Below are 19,137 nucleotides of genomic sequence, written 5' to 3'. Positions count from 1 at the left end.
GGTTGCGGGGCTCCGGAACGAGGATCCGAGCCGTCCATCTATCCCACGCCTCAGCCAACAGACAATCTGAAAAGAACCTTCTCCCGTGGGCGTCCCAAGCCCGTCCCCTTAGCCAATCAACGGCCACGCACCTGTTGTTCAACAGCCTGCGATGTGTCCGGTCGCGAGCTGTTTCGCGCGAGTCTCACCCACACAAGTTCGAGCAGATTCCCGCATCGCAAGTTTCGGCACACAAGTTGGGGAACGTCCTCGCCGGTCCTGCAGATGCCTTTCGACCCTGACCCAGGCGACGGGTCGCGCCTAGGGGTCCCGGGCAATGGCTTCAGTTCAGGTCCGCTTGCGGCTCGCGATCTCGTCGGAGAGCCGCTGCACATGGGCGGCGCCCGCGTCCCTGGCAAGGGCGACGTAGTGGTCCATGACGGCCGGCCGGTAGCGCACGGGCAACGTCTGTCCCGGGGCGAGTCGTGTCAGCTCGGTGATCGTGAGGTCTTCGTCTGCGATACCGCGAAACAAGATGCCGTCGGAGGTCTCCACGTCGAACATCAGGACCACGCGTGGATTGCTGTTGACCTCCCGCCAGTCGACGAGAACGCCGAGCGCAAGCACCCCCGTCCGCAGTTCCGCATTGCGCTTGCGTGCATCACTGCTCATGAGCGGGTTCGGGGCGACGCCCGGAAAGTCGGGCCCGACGCCGAGCGATTCCCGACTCAGGTCAGGCCTGAGCTTCGACATCACATCGTCGAGCGTCATCTTCGAATCGTTGCGCTTCTTCTTCCAACCGAACATCCTGACCCCTCCCTCACAGCGGCGCCGGAATCTCGGCCTGGAGCTTCGCGCTCGGTGCGATCGTAACGGCCGGCATTGCCCGAATCAGACAGATGACCGACGCAAAAACATGCCGATGCCGACTCGTTGGATCCAGCGCGGCGATCTGCGGTGGTCTCCGGGTGGCGGGGTTCGACGCTGATGTTCGGATCCGAGCACTGGCCGTTATTGCCAACGATCATTCGAGCTGGTCAACGTACATTGCTGGCGAGATCCTGCAATCCGAAAGTCGTCATGAGCCCGACCTCGCGGAGATCGCGTGGTCGAGCTGTGGCAACAACACCGGGGCGAACAGATCGAGCAGTTATTTCCTCTCCGGATCGCAGCCAGAGCGTTAGTGCGGGAGGGGAGCCAGCATTACCCGCGCGGATTTGAAGCGATGCAGCAGCTGCGCCGTCAGTTTGAGATGTCGGGGCCTAGTGTCCTGCGCCGGTAGTAAGTTTCCGATATGGCTCTCGGAAACGGGTTGGTCGCTCGCATCGAGCGGACCGTGGACTTCTACGGTCCCGGTCGTCCGATTCCGGCAGACGAGCTTCACGCGCGATTGCATGCACTCGACATCGTCCCGGACAAAGACTTCACCGAGTTCGTGGGACGTTGGGGCGGATGCTTCGTGGGCGTGTCAGTGCACGCATGGGACAACGCCGAACTTATCGGTCGTGAGACATGCATCGAGCTGACCATTGGGGCACGTGACGCATACGGCGCCCTCATCGACGGGGTGGTGTTCGCTGACGACGGGTCGGGGAATCCGATCTGGATCGCTGCGGACGGAAGCGTGCGCTTGGTCGACCATGACAACGCGAACACAGTTATTCGACTGGCTGCCAGTTTCCGCACGCTGTTGGAGGAGAACGTCGACGACTGACTCACGAAGGCATCCGCGCGATGCCGGCTGCCTCTTGTCGCCCTCGCGGGCTGCATGTCCGCGGTGGTCGCCCCAACGACCGGACCTGTCACCGAGATGATCGAAGGCGTTGCGGGCGTCGTGGCTGGGGCCGGCCTACGGATACACGCATGTCGCCCCCTCGACGGGGCACTAGTTCATCGGACGGCTACTGCGCTTACACGCCAGACGCCGATTTTGACGGCACTCATGTAGACGGCGAAGGTGTTTTTGCTCAGTTCTTTTCCATCAGGTCCGGTGGCAGTTTGTGTCACTGCGAGCACACGGGAAACTTTGGCTGGTTGATCAGCAGGGTGTTCGTCGCCGGCAATGCTCGCTGTGGCAATGACGATCGCGTGGTCGTCTGCCCAGTTCTGCCATTGCTTACCGGTGATCGGTGCAAGCGCAATGAATGAGTCGGCATTCGCGGCGTAGTACCTCTCGTCGAGGAGTGGCGCCGCCCGTTGAGCTGCCGCGGATTGGTTTACGTCCTTGCCTGGGGCGTAAGAGAGCATGGTGCGAGCGGCGGCGAGCATGACCGATTCTGCATCGTTCTCGTTGGCTCCGGCCAGTGTGTCGGGGAGCGCTGGAGGCGGAGTGGTGGTCAGGGCTGGAGGGGCGGTCGGCGGCGACGGAACTGTCGTCGGCGCCGAGCCGGATTGGCTACTTTCAGCGAGGACGTCTGTCGATGGGAGTGGCGGTACCGTCCACGAGCTGTCGGATTCGGCGCTCGTTTCCACCGGATGATCTTCGGGTTCGTCGCTTCCTCCGCACGCTGTCAGTACCAACGCGGCAGATGTGAGAGCAGCAAGAGCAATCGAGCGTTTGCGAGTAATCATTATGAAGGTTCCTATCCGAATCGTTTGACGTACATCTCTTCGCCGGCCCAGCCGGAGAGCGGCATGATCGAGACGCTTTTCCCCGATTCCGGGGCGTTGAGCAACATGTCCTGTCCGTTTTCGGTGCCGTAGAAAATGCCGACGTGATGGGTGTCGCCGCCTGCGCCGAAGTAGATCAGGTCACCTGGGCGCTTCTGGTCGAACGGAATGTCTTGGCCGCGGGAGTCGTACAGCTGGCCGGGGTTGGAGTGACTTCCGGTGAAGTGAGGGAGCAAAATTTGGCCACCGGAGGCTTGGTAAACCGCGTACAACGTCAAGCCTGAGCAGTCGAAGCCGACCTTGTTCAAATCGCCGTTCGCATCTCCTGCCCCGCCACCATCACTGATGCCTTTCGTTGGACCGTTCTGATCTCCGCCTCCCCACGCGTACGTTGTTCCGATCCATTGGGAGGCCGCAGCGATCACGTTCGCTCCGAACGGCCCACCCGGCTTGAACTGAGGTCCACCGGGGTTCGAGGTCCCAGGCGCGCAGGCGCCGCCGTCGATGATCGTTGTTGCGGCGCCACCCTTGACGATGTCTGCCAGCTCCTGCGGCGTCAGGTCTTTGCCTGAACCTTTGAACTGCGAAGCTAGTTGCCGAGCGAGCGTTTCGTCGTCGGCGTATGCCTCCGGGTGAGCCGATCCCTGCACGGTTTGGGCGGCGACGGTGACTGGCATGGATTGCCAGCCCGAAACTTTGAGCAACGCGTCAAAGAATTTGACGTTCGCCGTTACGGGGTTCATCAGCTCTTCCGCGGTGCCCCAGATGCCGACTTGTTGTTGGTATTGATTGACCGAGAGGTGGTCGCTTCCGACGCCGTCGTGGGGATATTGCAGCGACTCGGGCACGTTGGAGCTGGCGAGCATTCGGTAGGTCGATTCCTGGCTCATGGTGGCCAAGGCAACTACGATTCCTTGATCAGGAACGCCCATGGACTCGCCTATGGCGACAGCTTGTTTCGCCAGCGCCGTTTGGCTTGCGTTGAGACCACCCGTGCCGGCGGGGGTGGATTTCGCCACCAACTCTGCATCGGGCTGAGTTGGGGCGGAGGCTGCTGCAGGGGAGGCGGTTCCTTGTTGCTTGAGCCAGGGAACCGGGTCGACTCCACCGCCCATCGACCATTGTCCTGGGTAGATACCAAAGTGCAGGTGCGGGCCGCTGGATTGTCCTTCGCTGCCGACTTTGCCGATGAGTTGGCCTGCGGTGACCTTGTCGCCGGCTTTGACGAGCACTCCTGCTGCGGTCATGTGCCCGTAGAGAGATTCGACGGTCTGCCCGTCGATGGTGTGCCGGATGCGGATCCAGTGTCCGTAGCCCGAGGCCGGTCCAGCGACGACGACTTCACCGTCTCCTGCAGCGTAGAAGGGGGTATCCAGCGGGGCCGCGTAATCTTGTCCGTCATGCATTCCGCCTTCTCGCATGCCGAACGGCGAGCTGATCGTGTACGTACCTTCGGCCATCGGAACTGCCAGAGATCCGGGTTTCAGACCTACCAACGATCCGTCTGCACGAATGTCGGTACCGGTCGGCTGACCGCAGGTGGTGTCCTCACCGGTGAGGGACAAGATGACGAGAATCGGCGCCATCAGCACGACCATGCACACGATCGGCACGGAGATGAGGATCCACCACCACCACTTCTTCGACGAACTTTCCGAATCGGGGGATGGTGGTGCGGCGAGGAGCGTCATCAGCGAGGCCGCCGGGTCAGCGAGCTCGGCTGCGGGGTCCTCGCGTTACCCGCTCCTGCTTGAGCTGCCGCCGCCATCAGTCCGGCAGTTCTGGAGCCGGATCCGGTGGGAATGTTGACGGCGGGAACAACTGGAGCGGCGGGCGGACGTGCCGGCGCGGCGGTTGGCTTCGGCGCCTTCGGGGCGCGGGTGGGAGTGGTGGGCAACAGCAGCGGCGCACCGGAATCGGTGGTGAATTCGCGGAAGGCCCGACCGTCTGGTGCAACGGTTTTCGATGCTGAACTGCGAACTTGTCCACGCTCCGGAGCAAGACCCGACGGCGCCGTGCCAATCGACTTCTTGATGCCCGGTTTGTCTGCGACAGCCGATTTCGAAAGTCGACTGCGCACCGCGGCCGCCGCGCTATCCGCACCGGTTCCACGGCTCGGTGAGCTCGTAGAGGACCGTGAACCCGAGGACTGTGAACGGGCCATCGTGGCCGGGTCGGAGAGATTGTCGATCGACTTCTTGGCCTTCTTCGCTCCGGAGACTGCTTTCGTGCCCGCCCAGACTGCGGCAGCGACGCCTCCCGTTACCGCAGTCGACGTCGCTGTGCCAGCTACTGAGCCAACGGCCTTGGTCGATGTGGTCGCTTTCTTCGCGATCTTGCCTGCGCCCTGGACCGCGGCCTTGCCGCCACGGTAGATCTGCCGGCCCTGCGCAGCCATCAACGCGATATCTCGACCCGACGTAGGGGTAGATCTGGTGATGGATGTCGGTGCGGCATCGGGTCGCTTCGCCAAAATCGACGCCAGACTGTCCGACATCCGTTGCAGACCCTTGATCGCGCGACGGAAGAGGAGGAGTGCGACGATCAGGAAGATGTCGACGAAGAAGACGGTGCGGATGAGATTCGATTCGTCTGAAGCGAAAAGGTCTTGGACGACGAGCACGTATCCGACCAGGAAAACTATGGAAAACATCATCTGCAGCAGCGACATCGCGACGTTGGCGATCGTGCGCCAAAACTGTCCACGCATCGACGGTGCGATGGCAACGACGATGCCAGGGATGGATTTGATGGCGTTGCCGATCGAAACGCCTACAGCGAGAACCAACCTGCCCGCCAGGTAGATCGCGAAGAGCATCAGCAGAGTGCCGGCGAAGATCAAGAAGAGCAGACCCATCGCTTGACCAGGGCCAGGATTGTCGGCGTATTGCTTCATCGGACCGTCATCGCCATCACACGCCGCGATCGCGTCTTTGATGCGATCTTCAGGCTTGTCATCCGGATTGAGCAGATCCAGGGCCGCCCCCGCGCCGGGAAGAATGTCACCAACCTTCTCTTGCACCTTGTCCATGACCCCGGGCCCGTCCGGGGTCGCGGCGTAAGCCTCGTCGAATTCCTTGACGCACTTGCCGTTGTTGTCCGGCGCATCAAGCACGACCCCGAAGTTGATCAGCTGAGTGGGCTGGCGCAGGAAGGTATCTACGAGGGTCGATTTGATGGTGTCGATCTGCTGATCGGCGTTGCCGCTGGTATTTCCACCGTTCGCCAGTCCCGACGCGACTTCGAGTCCGGCATCGCGTGCAGCGAAGACCAGGCCGTCGTTACCGACGACCCGGTCGAGGGGGTTGGCGAGAAATCCGACGGCCGCGGCCGCGATGACACACGACATGAGCAGTTCGTAGATGCCCGTGGAGAAGCGCCCGCGTACGAACCACACGGCCACGCTGAATCCGGCGATGGTCAACATCAGTGGGGTGAGCGCGAATTGGTCGGTGATCGAGGTGACGGAGTCTGCGATGGTGCGGACCGGCGTGAGAATCATTTCGATCCAGTCGAAGGACAACGCGTAAGTGATGAACCAGATCGCCGTCGCCATCATGAATCGGAAGACCTCGTATTCGAGGGTGATGATGTACGCCCAGATCATTCTCCAGCCGCCGCCCATTGAGGCGTTGCCCTTGTCGATCGAGAGGAAGTAGCTCCAGGCGTCGATTCCGTGCGTGTCCTTGAGCGCCATCCATGCGAAGAACGGTGATGCACCTCCTCCTCCGCTGGGGTCCGCAGCCGCGGGCGTAGCGAAAATCAGCAAAAGTGCACCAAGAGCGTGCCATCCCGCGGCCACCCGAATGAGCAGGCGGCTCCACCAGCGTGACCACAGCCAGCGAGAGATCGGTTTGCTCACGTACATGATGACGACCAACCAGGATTCGGGAATCCACGCTTGGGCGATCCGGCTGGCGGAGTGCAGGAGCCAACGCAGTGAGTGTGTGACCGCGGCGCGGACGCTGAAGTACTCGCGGGCTTCGGGACTGCCCTCGACAGCGTCCTGGTCGAGGGGGTGCGCCGCGGTCGAGGTCATGCCTTCACCAGCTTCTTGTTGTCTTTCGGGGTAGTCAGCGCGGCTTCACGGCGCGATTCGGTGGCGGGGAGAAGAGTTTTGATGCGGCCGACGTTTCCGCTGCCGTCTCGCATGTAGCCCTCGCCTCGGCGGTGCGGCTCGACGTAGCCGTCTTTTCCCGTGACCGGCGCTGTCTGCTCCGTGAGCTCTTTGACTAGGTCTTGGTTCTCTGGGTCCAGGCCCAGCCACTCGATCGCGCGCTTGGCGAGGCCTTCGTCGGTGTGGCGATGAACAAATCGGGTTTTGATGAGGCCGCGAAGTTTCGGCGTCCCGAACGCGCAGTCCTGATCACCTAATCCCACTGCTGCAGAGGACTTTCGGCCTTGAAGTACGAAATCTTCGACGATGTCGATACCGTCGTCGGCGTTGAGAAGGTGATGAGCTTCGTCGACGAGGAACAGCGCCATCTGGTCGGCGTCGGCGAAGCACTGACCGCGGGCGATCTTCGCGATGAGTGTGTAGACGGCGTGACCGAATCGCTTCTCGAGCGGCAAATTGTCGTACAGGTGCTGCTTCTCTGTCTGCAGCTGGGTGGGGAGCTCCACGCGGTGGGTGCGGAAGATAATCGCCGGCGCGGTGATCGGCAATGCCGGAAGGTCTTTCGCGAAGAGCGCTGCGGCATAGGTCAACCGGGCGTAGACGTTCATCTCCTCGCCGAGGTCGTAGGCACCGTCGATCAGGCAGTCGGCGGAGAGGAGGTGCTCGGTGAGCTCGCCAAGCCCTGCGTAGGGGTGCTTCGCGCGATAGGACGGTTCGAGCACCTTGGCCAGCGCCTTGCCGTGCGTTGATGTCGGCTGGATTCGCAGCAACGCCAGCATCACCGATTGCGTCATCTCCGCCGCGATGTTGGGCGGGAAGATCCGCAGTGGGTCGGTGCTGTAATCGGGCTCGACCAGATCGACGATGACCGCATCCGTGACCGCCCGAGCCCAGTTGGCGTATTCACCGAGGTCACTTTGATCGATACCGATGACCTGGCCGCCGCAGTCGACGACGTGACCGGCAATCACCTTCATGGTGACGGACTTTCCGGATCCGAGCTCCCCGGTGACAGCCCACGAAGAGGACTGGTCGCGGAGGGACTTACCGAGTATGTCGTTGTGTACCGCACCGATCCGGGCTGCCGTGATGTTCAGTGCGAGCAGAGGTCCGGAACTGTCGCCCAGATCGTTGCGAGTGAACGGCATGTAGGCAGCAAAATGTGTCGAGGTGGTGATGTGCCCGAATTCGCGCACGATCTTCGACGAGGGAACGCCGGGAATCATCGCCCACCACAAGTCCTCTTGAAATCCGAGCGGCGCGACCAGCTTGTAGTCCTGATGTTCAAAGGACTTCTTCACTGTTTGGGCTTCAGCGAGGGCCTGCTCTTCGGTGGGCGCGCCTACGGCAAAAAGCGCTGTCCAGGCGACTTCGACCTCGTCACGGTTGGTTTCGAGAAGCGAGCTGTACTCGGTCAGTGCAGAGGCTGCGATATCGAGGGCGCCCTGTCCGCCTGCCAGCTCGCCTTCCCGCTGCTCGTACTGTTCTTTGAGGTTTTCCAGCGCACGCTTGTTCGCACGCATCACGTCAGCGCCTGCTGTCACCTTGAGTCGAGCAACGAAATCGACGTCGATGTCTCCGAAGTCATCCGCCAGGGAAAAGAATTCCGAGCCGGGAAAGAGGACACCACCGGAGGGCATATCCGCTAGCGCGAGAATCACCTGGTACGACGCCGGCCGATCATCGATGTCGTAGGGCTGGTCGACCTTGAGAACTCGACTGAATATGGGAACCTTCGGACGCCACCAAGTCGTGGGCGCATCGCGATCTGATTGCGCGCCTTCGTCGAGTCGTGCTGGGGCGAGCGCCGCTCCCGATTTCGGGGAAGGCGTGGACGCGGCGCCAGGCATGTCTCGATCGACATGGAGGCCGCGGGTCATGGAGTGCTGCCAGAGCCAAACCATCTGTGCTGGTGTTGCCGGTCGAGCTTCGAAGACTGCGGGGATATCGGCGACGATGAGATCCGCTTGGCGAATACGCGCCCGGACCTCGTCTTCGGGGACGGAGGTTCGAGGGAGTCCGATGAAGTCCGACAGCGACGTCCATGCCGCGTGCGTGGCGGCTTTTGCCTGTCCTGCGAGTCCGGTCGTTGTCAGGGGGATGCTCAGATAGAACACTCGTTGGCCGGGGCGATAGAGCTCGATGGAGTCGAGGGTCGCTTCGCATTCGATCGCCCAGTCTGCGTGGACGTCGAGATCAACCCCTTCGGTCATCCTCGCCACGACCGCTTCCGCACTCAGCGACGACGCGATGCCCATCAACATCGATTCGCCGGGCAGTGCGCGCACGAGCATCGTGTGCAGAGTCCGGGCGGTGCGCTTGTCGACGTTGGGTCGGTAGCCGTAGTCCATTCCGCTCAGTACGTAGTCGGCCCACACGACACCGGATTTCGTCCACCGGATATTTGCTGCCATCGACAGAGTTGGCTGTTCCATTGCGGCGGATCGCTTTCTACTCGGGGTTTCCGGCGTTGGCCAGTGCAAGGAGTTCCTTGACGCTTGATCGGCCGGGGCGCGGGGCGGGGTCGTTTGGTGAGAGGGTGGGCAGTTCATGAGGTCGCGACCGAGTGCCGACAGCGTTGTGTGCGACCGGTACAGATTCAGAAGGGGATTCGGGTTCCACAGCAGCGACGAGTTGGTCCTCGATGCGCGGATCGGCAGTGATGTAGCCGCCGGCGTGAACGAGGTGCGGTGCTCGGATATTCACGCGTTTGCCGTTGATCTTCAGCTTGGCCTCAGGCGGCGCGAAGACGGCCTTTTTGACCCCTTGAGCGACAGATGCTGGGCTTCGGCCGGCCAATCGGAGCTTGCCGACGACGAACACCGTGCCGCCGCAGCATGCGACGAAAAATCCGACGTTCCACGTGATGTTGTCGCCGAGCCACAACGGATGCAGGAGCCACAGGATTGCTCCGACAGCGGCGCCACTGACTGCTTGCGGGACTGTGTAGGGGCCGAAAGGGAGCTTCTTACCGTCGGGTGTGCGGCCGATCAGCTGAGGGATTTTCCGAGCTGTTGTGAAGTCTTTGATGACTTCGACGTTGTTGTCGTCGTTCATGCGGGCACCGACTCGCGTGAGGAGTTCTGTCGGTGTGCTCGTGTGGTCGCGTCCGTTGCCGCGGTGGTTACCTCGGACATCTGCAGTCCTCCTTGTCAGGGTCGGTGAAGGGCGATTCGAGTGGGCGCGCGGTCGCCGTTTACACCGGCAGATCCAGACTCGGGTCCGGCGCTTCTACGACCTGCACGACAGAGATGGCCAGGTCCTCTCCGGTTCGGTCCTTGAGGGAGTCCATGTTGAAGACAACCCAGAGCGCTGCAGCACCGATGAGGGCGGAGACGACCAGCCGGGCGATCGTGAAGGACTGCATCAAGTTCCGGAGAAGGAAGTACAGGACCAGGCAGCTGGCTGCAGATTGGAGGGCGACCTTTCCGTTGTTGGTCAGCTCTCCGATCTTTTCGAAGACACCGGCGGCGACGATCGCGGTGTTGGGGTCAGCGGCGGCTAGTGCGAGGGACATGATGGGTCACCTTTCGGTTCGAGGGGTCAATTTCCTGAAGGGGAAAACAGTGGGACTTCGCCGACAGCTGGAAGCGACGATCCGGGTGTTTGGCTTGGCGCGGGAGCCTGAGCCGGCGCTACGGATGTCGGTGCGGAAGTCGACGGAGCGTTCTTCGGAGTCGACGGGGACGGGGCGCTCGTGGTCGACGAATTGACTCCGCTGCGAGGAGCAGTAGCGGCAAAGAGCGGCGTTGAGTCGATGGCGCTGACTTCCCAGCGACCGCCGCGGGAAGTCATCGTCAGCGCGTACTGACCGTTGACAGATTCGGCGTCGGTGATCTTCAAAGATGCAGTGATCAACAAGCGCACGACGTCGCCATCTGAACGCGGTGCAGCCGAGTTCGACGCACTGAGATCGACCGAGGAGAGCACATCGGTGAGTGCGATGCTGCGGTACGGCGCCGGGACGATCGGTGCGATGGAGACCCCCGGCGTCAGGTAGCGAGCAACCTCGCCGTTGCCTGTCAGAAGTGCGGCGAGGAACTGGTTGGCCGAGGTTCCGATCGGGTGATTCGCGACTCGGAACTTATATCCGAGTTGAAGGTCTACAGCTGTCGACGGCTGCGCAACTTCGGAAGGAAGTGTGGCGGCGCGCGCACCGGATTCGGTCACAACAACAGGAACTTGGAAGTAGCGCCGAACGATTGTTGCGGAGGCATCGTTGGCGGGGCGTACCGAGACCGATACCGTCACGGCGTAGGTTCGTGCGTCGCGATCGAAGACAATTGATGCGATGGCGGGGTCCGTCGCAACGTAGAGCGCAGATGCCGGAATATTCGGTGGCGTGGCAACGAACCGTTCGATCTCACGCTCGTTTCCTCGGCTGCCTTGAAGCCACGTCACGACCAGTTGACGGGCTACATCTTCGGCTTGGGCTTGTGCTGCGGTGTCAATGCTTTGCGCTTCGTTGTCAGTTGCTTTGACGACTGCCGGAGTTGACGACGAGCCGAATACGACGAGCAGCAGTGAGACAATTCCTGCGACGAGAGCGGCGATGATCGCACCGCGAATTGCGCGTGTAGTCCACTGCTGACGAAGGCCCCACTGGACTCGCTCTGCGCGCACACGCTCCTCTACTTCATCGACGATCGTCTCGGTGGAATCGGCGGTTGCGGAACCATCCTGCTTCGGTTTCGGAGTGCGCCCGAAGTTGTTGATCTTCTTCCAATCAATGTTCATCGGATACCTGCCTCGGACGGCTGCTCTGACGAGTCGAGTTCTGATTCGCCATCCGGGATGTCGGCGCTCATTGCCCGCGCAAGCGCTGCACGAGCGGCCGGCACCTCTGCGAATACCAACAACGAGAGCGCGGCGCTGGCATCTTCGTCGAATGGGTTTCGTGTGAGAGCCGCAGCGACTCGACGGATCTCCTCAGCAATGGCATGGGCGTAGCCGAGATCGTGCAGTAGCGCTTGCATCGAGTCGTGCATCCGGTCCTCCTGGCGACTGGCGAGTGTGAAAGCCGCACCGATTTTGTGGGCTTCTACTTGTAGGAAGATCCGGGCGCGAAGACCTGAGTGACAGAGCTCGCCAAACTTTTTTCAAAGTTTTTTCCGAGCGCGGCCAGTTGCTTGTTGCCAGAGGTTCAAACGTGCACGTCGATGCCTTCGATGCACGCGCATCTACTCACGGCAAAGCTCGCGGCAACAACATCTCCGGCAACAACAAACACTCCCCTGGCAACAACAAACGTGCAGGTCAGAGGCAATATAGGGCTGCTCTACTGGGCGCGAGACCAACCTCGCACGCGCACAGAGGAGACCCGTGGAAATGTCCACCCACGCAGCAACCGCCCCCAGCCATTCGTCGTCCGCCTTGCCGTCCCATATCGCGGCTCGAGGCGACCTTTACAGCCGTCTGAACACCGAATGGATGCAGCTGTGCGCACGACCCTCAGCAGCGGCAGAGGTGCTCACATGGTCGGTCAATCAGCCGGCCTTGAATCAGGTTCAGGAACTCAACGACTTGGCCGGCGCCCATCGTCTCGATCGCGACGCCGTACTGCTGGCACTGTTGACCCTCCACCAGGAGGGCAGCGTTCTCGCGGGGCGAGCGCTGTTGCAGCTGATGCTCGGGAAGTTGATCTCGTTGACCCGTCACGCGCGGGTGGCCGGCTTCGATTCCTACCACGCTTACGACGAGCGTGCGGCCACCACAATCGCCACTTTCATGTCATTGATAGCCGAGTATCGCCCGTCCGGCGAGAACATTTATGCAGCTCTCTTTTTGCGGACTTTGAAGAAGATCGCACACGAGAACACCTTTGCCGGTGAGATCCCCGCGTCGGATCTGATGGATCGTTCCGATGCTCCTGAGGCGGAAACCGAGAACCCATTTCTCGCCCAGGACTTGCTCGCTTGGGCTGTTCGGAACGGAGTCATCACCGGCACCGACCGAGCTTTGATTCAGCGCGCATATCTCGACCAGACCGACACCGATCTGACATCGATCGCGGCTGAGATCGGCATGACCTCGGCCGCACTTCGTCAGCGGCTCTATCGCGCTGTGTCGAAGATTCGGAACAGCGTAGGAACTTCGAATCAGACGTCGGATCATGCGCGCTTCGCCCGTGCATCGCGCAGCGCCCGGCCGATCGAACAGGCTTTGTGATGACTCGAACTCTCGACGCAGTTTCGTTGCTGGTGTGCTTCCTGATCGCTGGCTTCGTGATGAAGGAATCGTCCCTTCTTTTCGAGACTGCTGGAAGTTTCGACGCAGCGCTACGTATCCCTTCCGTGAGTCATCCCGAACTTTTGGGACAGCTGATGTCGCTCGCTCACCGCGCCGTCTTCACGGTCGTCGACCTTCTGCCGAACACCGTGACCGCACATTCGGGCAGCGGTCTTTCCACTTTGCCCTCGCTGTAATCGATGACGAAAAGAGATCTGTCATGACGACCATCGCTTCCCCATCTACCGACTACCGACGCGCCCGTTCGGTAGGTTCGGCGGCCCTTCTTACAGCAGCCGTGGCGTCAACTCTGCTCACGATCTCAACGCCGGGGACCGCTCATGCCGCACCGGCTTCTGCAGGCTGCCCCACTGCGGAGGTGGTCATGATGACGGGGACGTTCGAGACAGATTCGGGAGCAGATTCTTCGGTGGCGACGGGCCTTCTCAAGCAAGTGACTGATCCGCTTGTTCAGCAGTTCGGAAGCTCCATCAAAGTCACTTACCCTGCCTACGAAGCATCCGCGTTCAACAAGGGCAAGACTTACGGAACGAGTAAGGCCACCGGAATAGAGGCTGCCGCGAAAGTCATGCAGACCCGGGCAACGGAGTGCCCTAGTACTGTTTTCGCTCTCGGTGGTTACAGCCAAGGGGCGGATGTCGCGGGCGATCTGACGTGGCTGATCGGGCACGACAAGGGTCCGATTCCCGCGGAGAAGCTGATCGCGGTCGGCTTGGTTGCCGATCCCCGACAGAGTCCGAGCGAGGACAACACTCTCGTCGGTCCAGCTGTCGACGGAGTCGGTATTGCGGGGGCGCGGCCAGGCGGATTCGGAAAGACAGCCTCGGTAACGCGGTCGTACTGCGCACCTGACGACCTCTACTGCTCGACGAACAGCAACAAGGACGGGTTACTTGCCGGTCTCGGCCGAGTACTTTCACAGCCCCCTACTGCATCCGGTCCACAGCAGAGTGATGGCTCTCAGCCCAACACAGCGACCCTGCAGAACGCCCTGGTTTCGGACTACTCGAAGGTTGATCTCCCGGGCCTTGCCGGCAACGTCGACACTCTGCAGAAGCAGCTCCAGTCTGGTTCTCCCGACCTCGCCAGCGTGAGCGCAGCGGCATCCGACATTGCAAACACTCTGGTCCCTGTAGCGGATACGACCAAGTGGGTGACTCAGAATCCCGCCGTCGAACAATCACTCAAGTCAGCGGACGCATCGACGCCCGAGTTCACGGCCGGCAAGATCGTCGAGACGGTCAAGGGTATCGATGTGGCCGGCGCATTGAAGGCCGCCGATTCGATAACGAAGGCAGTCCAGGGAGCCACAGGCGCGGCGCAGGTGCCGCAGTTGCAGGCTTCCGTCGATGCTCTCGCCAATCAGGTTTCACCTTTGACGTCCACCCCGGCGGATGGGCTCTCCGTTGCCGCGAACGCGCTCTCGATCATCAAGCCGAGTGTCCTGATCGATCAGGTCACCCACATCGGGACGAATGCCTTCGCATTGGCCAACAACATTCCAGCTGTCGCCGACATCTTCACGACTCGGATCCCGCAGATCGTTCTCGATCCCGCGCTCGATCCCATGGCGAAGGTCAAGGCGGTGCACGCCGAGTTCGACCGAATCAATGTTCTCTTCGAACCACTCGTCAAGCTCGCTGCAGGACTGGACTACAAGACCGCAGCATCACTCATCGCGATGATCCCCGACCCGTCCGGTACCGCTCAGATCGTGTCGATGATCGTCGGACTCGTCGGCAACCTCGATATCATCGGTTTGGCCAACTCCGCCGGCGAACTGCAGAAGCAGCTCTGGCACGCGATCGAAACCGGCGATGTCATCGGAGCCGGTCTGGGTGCACTCCCCCACATCCTCGACTTCGCGAAGATCGCGGTAGGCACGCTCGGGGGTGGACAGAAGACTGATCCGGCCAAACTCGGAGCAGCGTCCGCATCGTCGGCGACCGGCCAGCAGCTAACTCAGCAGTCCCAGACAGGGGACCTTGGTGGGCTCGCTTCGAATCTCACCGCGCTGGCAGGTTCTGACGGCGCCGATGCACTGGCACAGATCGGGACTGAAGGACTGAAGTTCGCTTCGTTCATCGGTTCCGGAGCTCACCAGAGCTACGGAGAAATGGTCATCGACTCCGCTGGAACGACCGCCCTCCAGGATCTGACCAACCACTTCCGCGACGCGATTGCGAAAGTGACCGCCTGACTCCCCTGACCTCAACTCTGCACAAGGTCAGCAGTCAAACAATGAACCGCACGGCCAGGGAAGGGTCTCACCGTCCAAAGGTGGGGCCCTTTTCGCTTTCCCATTTTCTACATATCCACTCGTCACGTGCGAGAGAATTAGGGATGAGCAGACCGAGTGACGACGTTCGCCTGTTGACGATCTCAAACACTGTTTCGGATCGCCTCAAGTCACTCCCCGCAGACTATGAGGCCGCTTCAGCACTGATTGCCTCAGCTGCCTTTCAAGTGGGGTTCACTCGCATAGCTGCGGGACTGGCGCAAGAGATGGCTGGCCCCAAGGGTGACACGTACATCCATGAACGCTTCGCACCCGAGCAATTCGATGTCCTACAACTAGCCCCGATCGATTTTGCCTCGCGCACGGCCCTGACTTGCCTCGATCTTTGCGCAGCTGCTGCGTATCGACTGCGACGAGCAGGGCGGTTCGATCCCCATGGCGAGTCTGACCTGGAACACCTGAGGGAGGCGATCAGGAAGAACGGTGTGCAGCTCCACGAAGGCCAGGAACGGTGGCGCCAGGCCTTAATGGGCGATAACAAGTTCAGACTCCTCAAACTGGTGCGGGACCAGGTCACTCATCGAGCGCTGGAGAGACACACCACTATTGGCGAGGGCCCGCCGAAAACAACAATCACGATCGAGGGCAAGCCATACGACGGGACGGTCGCTACTCTTTTCGCCGACTTCGCGGAGTCCCAGTATCAGGCGTTCACCACCGCAGTCCTCGCCGATTATCCTGATCGTCGGTCCCCTACACAGAACAACTGATTTCGACACTTCAGATCGACAATGCCGCATCGGCAAGGATCGCAATCCAGTCCATGCTGGCAGCTACCCTCCACGCCATGGCAACTCCTTCACCGTTCGGCAACAGCGGTCGCGATCTGTTTGTTGTTCACGTCAATACCGCAGCGACCGACAACGGCGAGCGCCCGGTACGGGAAATTGCGGCAATAGACACAGGCAGCGGGCGATCGTGGGAGATCTCGCTGGCCAGTGGAGGCGCCTTGGTCGACGACGCGGCGGCCCTCCCGCTCGCAACGCTGGCCCGCAGCATTGAGGGACATATCGCGGGCGGCTTCCATCCGGAGGAACACACAGGGCTACTCAGGCACCTGTTCTCACAACTGGATCTGTTCCCAAAATGGCACCAGAACTCTGATACACGGCAGCTGACAGCCGGCGCATTGGGAATCCCACCTACCCATATGCCCACCACTGAACAGACCTGCAATCTATGGGGTGTTTCTGTACGGGCGCGCGGAAGGGCCGTCCAAATGGCTGAAGCGGCGGCAGCGTGCTTTGACGCGCTTGCCTACTTTTCTGCCAGCGACCGACTCCGCATGGTCGATATCCAACTGAATTGAGCCAGCTATGCCAAACCGAATGTCGAGACTGAAACTGCCTGTGGGACTGAACCTGTTCTTGCGGCGGTTGCGCTGGCGCCACGTCGCGTTCCTGTGGCTCGTCGCAGCCCTTCTACTGACTTGGATCAACAGGGAGGTGGAGACAGGGACAGTGACGCATTGGGTACTCGCCGTCCCTGTCGCCTTCTCCCCCGTGCTTGTTCTTTTCCTTTGGGTACTCGCAAACAAGAAGCGCTGAAGGCGCCCTCGTCGCTCCCCTCGTCATATTGCGGGCTCGTCGTCTTTGAAGAAATATCCGGTCAGCGCCGCCGCGATCAGATGCGAGCGGGATTTTGCGCCCAGTTCCGCCACAAGGTGGTCAATCACGTCGAAGTCGGCATGAAATAGTCGGTAAGTTACCTGCGTCTCACTATCGTCACGTGACGTTTTGGCGCGAATGCCGCGGGCTGCGAATAATCCCCCACCGATTCGACCGCCAGGGTAGAGCAGTTCCGGCAGTCGATCATGAGTCTCCTCGATCGCGACGATGAAAATCTGACCGTTCGTCATCCCCGTGCTCGCCCGCATCTCCTCGAGCTTCGCATGGCACCTTGCCGGCACCCGAACACTTGACGACTTCCCTCCCCCATCCAGGTCAGAGGAACGGTCGATTGACTCCCGATCTTGTTGGCTTCCAGCAGGTTCAGTCTCGGCGGGGCGATCCACATGCGCGGGTACTTCCGACCCTTGTTCAATTTCGTCGTTGTCACCCTCGATGTACGCGGAAGCGATGCTCTCGACCGATCGGGCCGCGGCCGAACGGAAGGTCCCGGCGAGTGGTCGGTGCCCGCCAGCCGACTGAGACGGGCCTTGGTTATGCGTGCTACTCACGTCAATCTCCGATACTGAACAGGGAACGAGACACGCTCGCTCAAAACCTAAAGTGATCTTGCTGAGAGTTATACAGCCCTCCCTGGACAGCTCGGGTGCGACGAGACACCTCACCCAAGACCCGCGAATCTTGCACCCAAGTCATATCCACAGCCGTTAGAGAAACCTATCGGATCATTTCGATACGACCAAGACGTAAGCGCCTAATTGCCTACATATGCGGAAGTGGCAAGCTCGATTCCATCACACGACCATATGCATGGCGTCCCACAAGCGTCCCAACCTCACATCAAATCCAATTCGACTGGCACATTATGCGACATTGGGACGCTTCTGGGACGCCTTTGAAAGTGAGTGGCAATGTTTGCGAAGCCGCTTGGCTGGTATGTCGGTATGACTGGCATGCGACCGTTGGAATGCCTTCAAGTTCCAAACAAGGCGATAAGCATGATTTGTCGGGACGCAACTAGTACTACTGATGACACACCACCGGTGTGGTGTCATCATTGTTCTATGACCGTTCCTGGCAGCGAGATGGGCCTCAAGCTCAACTCGGCATGGATCGACGATCTCCGCTGGCACCGCGACCAATACAGGCAGTCTCGATTTCAATGGACGAGCAGCGACGCCCTGTTGGCTGCGACCGAGTTCACTCGCGGACGCCAAAGCTTCACCACCCTGTCTGAACTGCGCGAACTAAGCCAAGCGCGACGTTCAGCCGCCGCATACGCCACAGTGTGCCAACGGGCATTCGGCGAGGCCGCCAGACATGCGCGCAGAGGCCTCGAAACGACCACATCCTGGTCCGCAGTTGCTCGCGAACTGGACACGACTGTGGTCACCTGCTCGGCGAGTTCCCACTTTTCGATCTGGTCGCAGGCGCACGAACGCACAAATCCCCAGGTAGCCCGGGTGCAAAAGATCGTCGACGGGCTCTATTTCTCTAATCCCCTGATCCGCGCGTGGGAGCTCAAGCAGCTCTGGGACCTATATGCGGCTGCCGAGGACATCCTCGAAGACACTTTGGTCGATCTAGCCGTCGAACTCGACGGATTTCGCCGGGCTGACGCCATCGCTCAGGCCGCAGATGTCCGCACCGTCGCCGGCCTCGGACATCGCATCAAGGCACAGCGTGCACAGCGTGGCGCCATCGGCGATCCACGACGAACCCCACATCAGTACAGCTAAACGGCTATTTCACGCACACCTTCACGCAAAGCAAGCCATGTTGAATCACGCAGAGTGAGTAGTGAGTCCGGGGCTCTAGAATTCTGATCACGCACCCGGTCACCCTCGCCTACAAGCAGGCGGATCCGTACGCCAATTGGCAACTGATTCCGCCTGTGGCACAGCATGTAGACCCGCACCACATGCCGTACGAGAACCCTTAGTACCACCCCGCACGCAAGCCCATCCTTCTGCACGCACATCATCCTGCGAGCGGTCACGCAAAACATCACGGATGTACACCCGCACATCAAACCGCTGTGCACTCCGCACCTGATCATGCGGAGTCTCACGCATAGAACCACGTTTCATCTCCCGTATCACCCCAGGCAGTCCAACACGCAGAAGACCACGTTTCTTTACACGCCATTTCATCCGCGTGTGTTCACGCATCATTATCCGCATTTCTTCACGCGTGATTCCCTGCAGCGACTCACGCGTGTTTACATACGTGTTCACATACGTGTTCACATACGT

General features: G+C 60.7%; 17 protein-coding genes. 7 read left to right on the top strand and 10 right to left on the bottom strand.

The features are described 5' to 3' along the window. Positions 1-327: 327 nt before the first annotated feature. Positions 328-786, bottom strand: coding sequence for a hypothetical protein (locus ACBG85_RS29140; RefSeq protein ID WP_182262170.1), 459 nt, complete (start codon positions 784-786; stop codon positions 328-330). A 487-nt stretch (positions 787-1,273) separates the two neighbouring features. On the opposite strand from ACBG85_RS29140, the gene ACBG85_RS29135 reads away from it, so the two are divergent. Further along, positions 1,274-1,693 (top strand): SMI1/KNR4 family protein, encoded by a 420-nt coding sequence (locus tag ACBG85_RS29135; protein ID WP_218694653.1) that lies wholly within the window; start codon positions 1,274-1,276, stop codon positions 1,691-1,693. A 176-nt stretch (positions 1,694-1,869) separates the two neighbouring features. Here the strand turns inward: ACBG85_RS29135 and ACBG85_RS29130 are convergent, their stop codons facing one another. The 8 genes from ACBG85_RS29130 to ACBG85_RS29095 form a co-directional block, all read right to left on the bottom strand. After that, positions 1,870-2,550, bottom strand: a complete 681-nt coding sequence (locus tag ACBG85_RS29130; RefSeq protein WP_182262172.1) for a hypothetical protein — start codon at positions 2,548-2,550, stop codon at positions 1,870-1,872. A gap of 11 nt (positions 2,551-2,561) precedes the next feature. Beyond that, complete coding sequence (locus ACBG85_RS29125; RefSeq protein WP_182262173.1) at positions 2,562-4,280, bottom strand: peptidoglycan DD-metalloendopeptidase family protein; 1,719 nt, start codon at positions 4,278-4,280, stop codon at positions 2,562-2,564. Beyond that, complete coding sequence (locus tag ACBG85_RS29120; RefSeq protein WP_182262174.1) at positions 4,280-6,628, bottom strand: hypothetical protein; 2,349 nt, start codon at positions 6,626-6,628, stop codon at positions 4,280-4,282. The genes ACBG85_RS29125 and ACBG85_RS29120 overlap by 1 nt, the downstream gene beginning before the upstream one ends. Continuing rightward, positions 6,625-9,120 (bottom strand): ATP-binding protein, encoded by a 2,496-nt coding sequence (locus tag ACBG85_RS29115; RefSeq protein ID WP_256933097.1) that lies wholly within the window; start codon positions 9,118-9,120, stop codon positions 6,625-6,627. The genes ACBG85_RS29120 and ACBG85_RS29115 overlap by 4 nt, the downstream gene beginning before the upstream one ends. 37 nt (positions 9,121-9,157) lie before the next feature. Next, on the bottom strand, positions 9,158-9,763 hold the full coding sequence (locus ACBG85_RS29110) for a hypothetical protein (protein ID WP_182262176.1): 606 nt from the start codon (positions 9,761-9,763) through the stop codon (positions 9,158-9,160). Between the two features lie 139 nt (positions 9,764-9,902). Continuing rightward, positions 9,903-10,223 carry a hypothetical protein gene (locus tag ACBG85_RS29105; protein ID WP_011331713.1) on the bottom strand — a complete coding sequence of 107 codons (321 nt, stop codon included), beginning with the start codon at positions 10,221-10,223 and terminating at the stop codon, positions 9,903-9,905. A gap of 26 nt (positions 10,224-10,249) precedes the next feature. Next, positions 10,250-11,443 carry a conjugal transfer protein gene (locus ACBG85_RS29100; protein WP_182262177.1) on the bottom strand — a complete coding sequence of 398 codons (1,194 nt, stop codon included), beginning with the start codon at positions 11,441-11,443 and terminating at the stop codon, positions 10,250-10,252. Beyond that, positions 11,440-11,694 carry a hypothetical protein gene (locus ACBG85_RS29095; protein WP_182262178.1) on the bottom strand — a complete coding sequence of 85 codons (255 nt, stop codon included), beginning with the start codon at positions 11,692-11,694 and terminating at the stop codon, positions 11,440-11,442. The genes ACBG85_RS29100 and ACBG85_RS29095 overlap by 4 nt, the downstream gene beginning before the upstream one ends. Before the next feature lie 340 nt (positions 11,695-12,034). Between ACBG85_RS29095 and ACBG85_RS29090 the strand changes: the two genes are divergently transcribed. The 5 genes from ACBG85_RS29090 to ACBG85_RS29070 all read left to right on the top strand — a co-directional run bounded on the left by ACBG85_RS29090 (position 12,035) and on the right by ACBG85_RS29070 (position 16,563). Further along, positions 12,035-12,874 carry a sigma-70 family RNA polymerase sigma factor gene (locus ACBG85_RS29090; RefSeq protein WP_182262179.1) on the top strand — a complete coding sequence of 280 codons (840 nt, stop codon included), beginning with the start codon at positions 12,035-12,037 and terminating at the stop codon, positions 12,872-12,874. Beyond that, the gene (locus tag ACBG85_RS29085) at positions 12,874-13,131 is read left to right on the top strand and encodes a hypothetical protein (protein ID WP_182262180.1); all 258 of its coding nucleotides are present in this window, start codon (positions 12,874-12,876) and stop codon (positions 13,129-13,131) included. Before ACBG85_RS29090 ends, ACBG85_RS29085 begins: the two co-directional genes overlap by 1 nt. Before the next feature lie 23 nt (positions 13,132-13,154). Then, positions 13,155-15,155: a cutinase family protein gene (locus tag ACBG85_RS29080; RefSeq protein ID WP_209922987.1), complete on the top strand. Its 2,001-nt coding sequence runs from the start codon at positions 13,155-13,157 to the stop codon at positions 15,153-15,155. A 143-nt stretch (positions 15,156-15,298) separates the two neighbouring features. Next, positions 15,299-15,964 carry a hypothetical protein gene (locus ACBG85_RS29075; protein ID WP_182262182.1) on the top strand — a complete coding sequence of 222 codons (666 nt, stop codon included), beginning with the start codon at positions 15,299-15,301 and terminating at the stop codon, positions 15,962-15,964. A gap of 77 nt (positions 15,965-16,041) precedes the next feature. Further along, a complete protein-coding gene (locus ACBG85_RS29070) occupies positions 16,042-16,563 on the top strand; it encodes a hypothetical protein (RefSeq protein WP_232508943.1) in 522 nt (173 codons plus the stop codon). A 261-nt stretch (positions 16,564-16,824) separates the two neighbouring features. On the opposite strand, the gene ACBG85_RS29065 is transcribed toward ACBG85_RS29070, so the two are convergent. Continuing rightward, positions 16,825-17,112 (bottom strand): hypothetical protein, encoded by a 288-nt coding sequence (locus tag ACBG85_RS29065; protein ID WP_003942447.1) that lies wholly within the window; start codon positions 17,110-17,112, stop codon positions 16,825-16,827. A gap of 834 nt (positions 17,113-17,946) precedes the next feature. Here ACBG85_RS29065 and ACBG85_RS29060 point away from each other — a divergent pair. Next, entirely contained in the window at positions 17,947-18,621 is a 675-nt protein-coding gene (locus tag ACBG85_RS29060) for a hypothetical protein (protein WP_003942436.1), read from the top strand. Positions 18,622-19,137 lie beyond the last annotated feature (516 nt).

This window comes from Rhodococcus sp. NyZ502, assembly GCF_041464245.1.
Classification (GTDB): Bacteria; Actinomycetota; Actinomycetes; order Mycobacteriales; family Mycobacteriaceae; genus Rhodococcus_F; species Rhodococcus_F qingshengii.
The sequence above is the reverse complement of the archived record's forward strand: the minus strand, read 5'-3'. Positions and strand labels throughout refer to the sequence as shown.

Coding starts and splice junctions, on each gene's coding strand:
- ACBG85_RS29060 (WP_003942436.1), top strand. CDS start 17,947: ATGACCGTTCCTGGCAGCGAGATGGGCCTCAAGCTCAACTCGGCATGG.
- ACBG85_RS29110 (WP_182262176.1), bottom strand. CDS start 9,763: ATGAACGACGACAACAACGTCGAAGTCATCAAAGACTTCACAACAGCT.
- ACBG85_RS29115 (WP_256933097.1), bottom strand. CDS start 9,120: ATGGCAGCAAATATCCGGTGGACGAAATCCGGTGTCGTGTGGGCCGAC.
- ACBG85_RS29080 (WP_209922987.1), top strand. CDS start 13,155: ATGACGACCATCGCTTCCCCATCTACCGACTACCGACGCGCCCGTTCG.
- ACBG85_RS29140 (WP_182262170.1), bottom strand. CDS start 786: ATGTTCGGTTGGAAGAAGAAGCGCAACGATTCGAAGATGACGCTCGAC.
- ACBG85_RS29090 (WP_182262179.1), top strand. CDS start 12,035: ATGTCCACCCACGCAGCAACCGCCCCCAGCCATTCGTCGTCCGCCTTG.
- ACBG85_RS29095 (WP_182262178.1), bottom strand. CDS start 11,694: ATGCACGACTCGATGCAAGCGCTACTGCACGATCTCGGCTACGCCCAT.
- ACBG85_RS29075 (WP_182262182.1), top strand. CDS start 15,299: ATGAGCAGACCGAGTGACGACGTTCGCCTGTTGACGATCTCAAACACT.
- ACBG85_RS29130 (WP_182262172.1), bottom strand. CDS start 2,550: ATGATTACTCGCAAACGCTCGATTGCTCTTGCTGCTCTCACATCTGCC.
- ACBG85_RS29105 (WP_011331713.1), bottom strand. CDS start 10,223: ATGTCCCTCGCACTAGCCGCCGCTGACCCCAACACCGCGATCGTCGCC.
- ACBG85_RS29120 (WP_182262174.1), bottom strand. CDS start 6,628: ATGACCTCGACCGCGGCGCACCCCCTCGACCAGGACGCTGTCGAGGGC.
- ACBG85_RS29070 (WP_232508943.1), top strand. CDS start 16,042: ATGGCAACTCCTTCACCGTTCGGCAACAGCGGTCGCGATCTGTTTGTT.
- ACBG85_RS29065 (WP_003942447.1), bottom strand. CDS start 17,112: ATGACGAACGGTCAGATTTTCATCGTCGCGATCGAGGAGACTCATGAT.
- ACBG85_RS29135 (WP_218694653.1), top strand. CDS start 1,274: ATGGCTCTCGGAAACGGGTTGGTCGCTCGCATCGAGCGGACCGTGGAC.
- ACBG85_RS29125 (WP_182262173.1), bottom strand. CDS start 4,280: ATGACGCTCCTCGCCGCACCACCATCCCCCGATTCGGAAAGTTCGTCG.
- ACBG85_RS29100 (WP_182262177.1), bottom strand. CDS start 11,443: ATGAACATTGATTGGAAGAAGATCAACAACTTCGGGCGCACTCCGAAA.
- ACBG85_RS29085 (WP_182262180.1), top strand. CDS start 12,874: ATGACTCGAACTCTCGACGCAGTTTCGTTGCTGGTGTGCTTCCTGATC.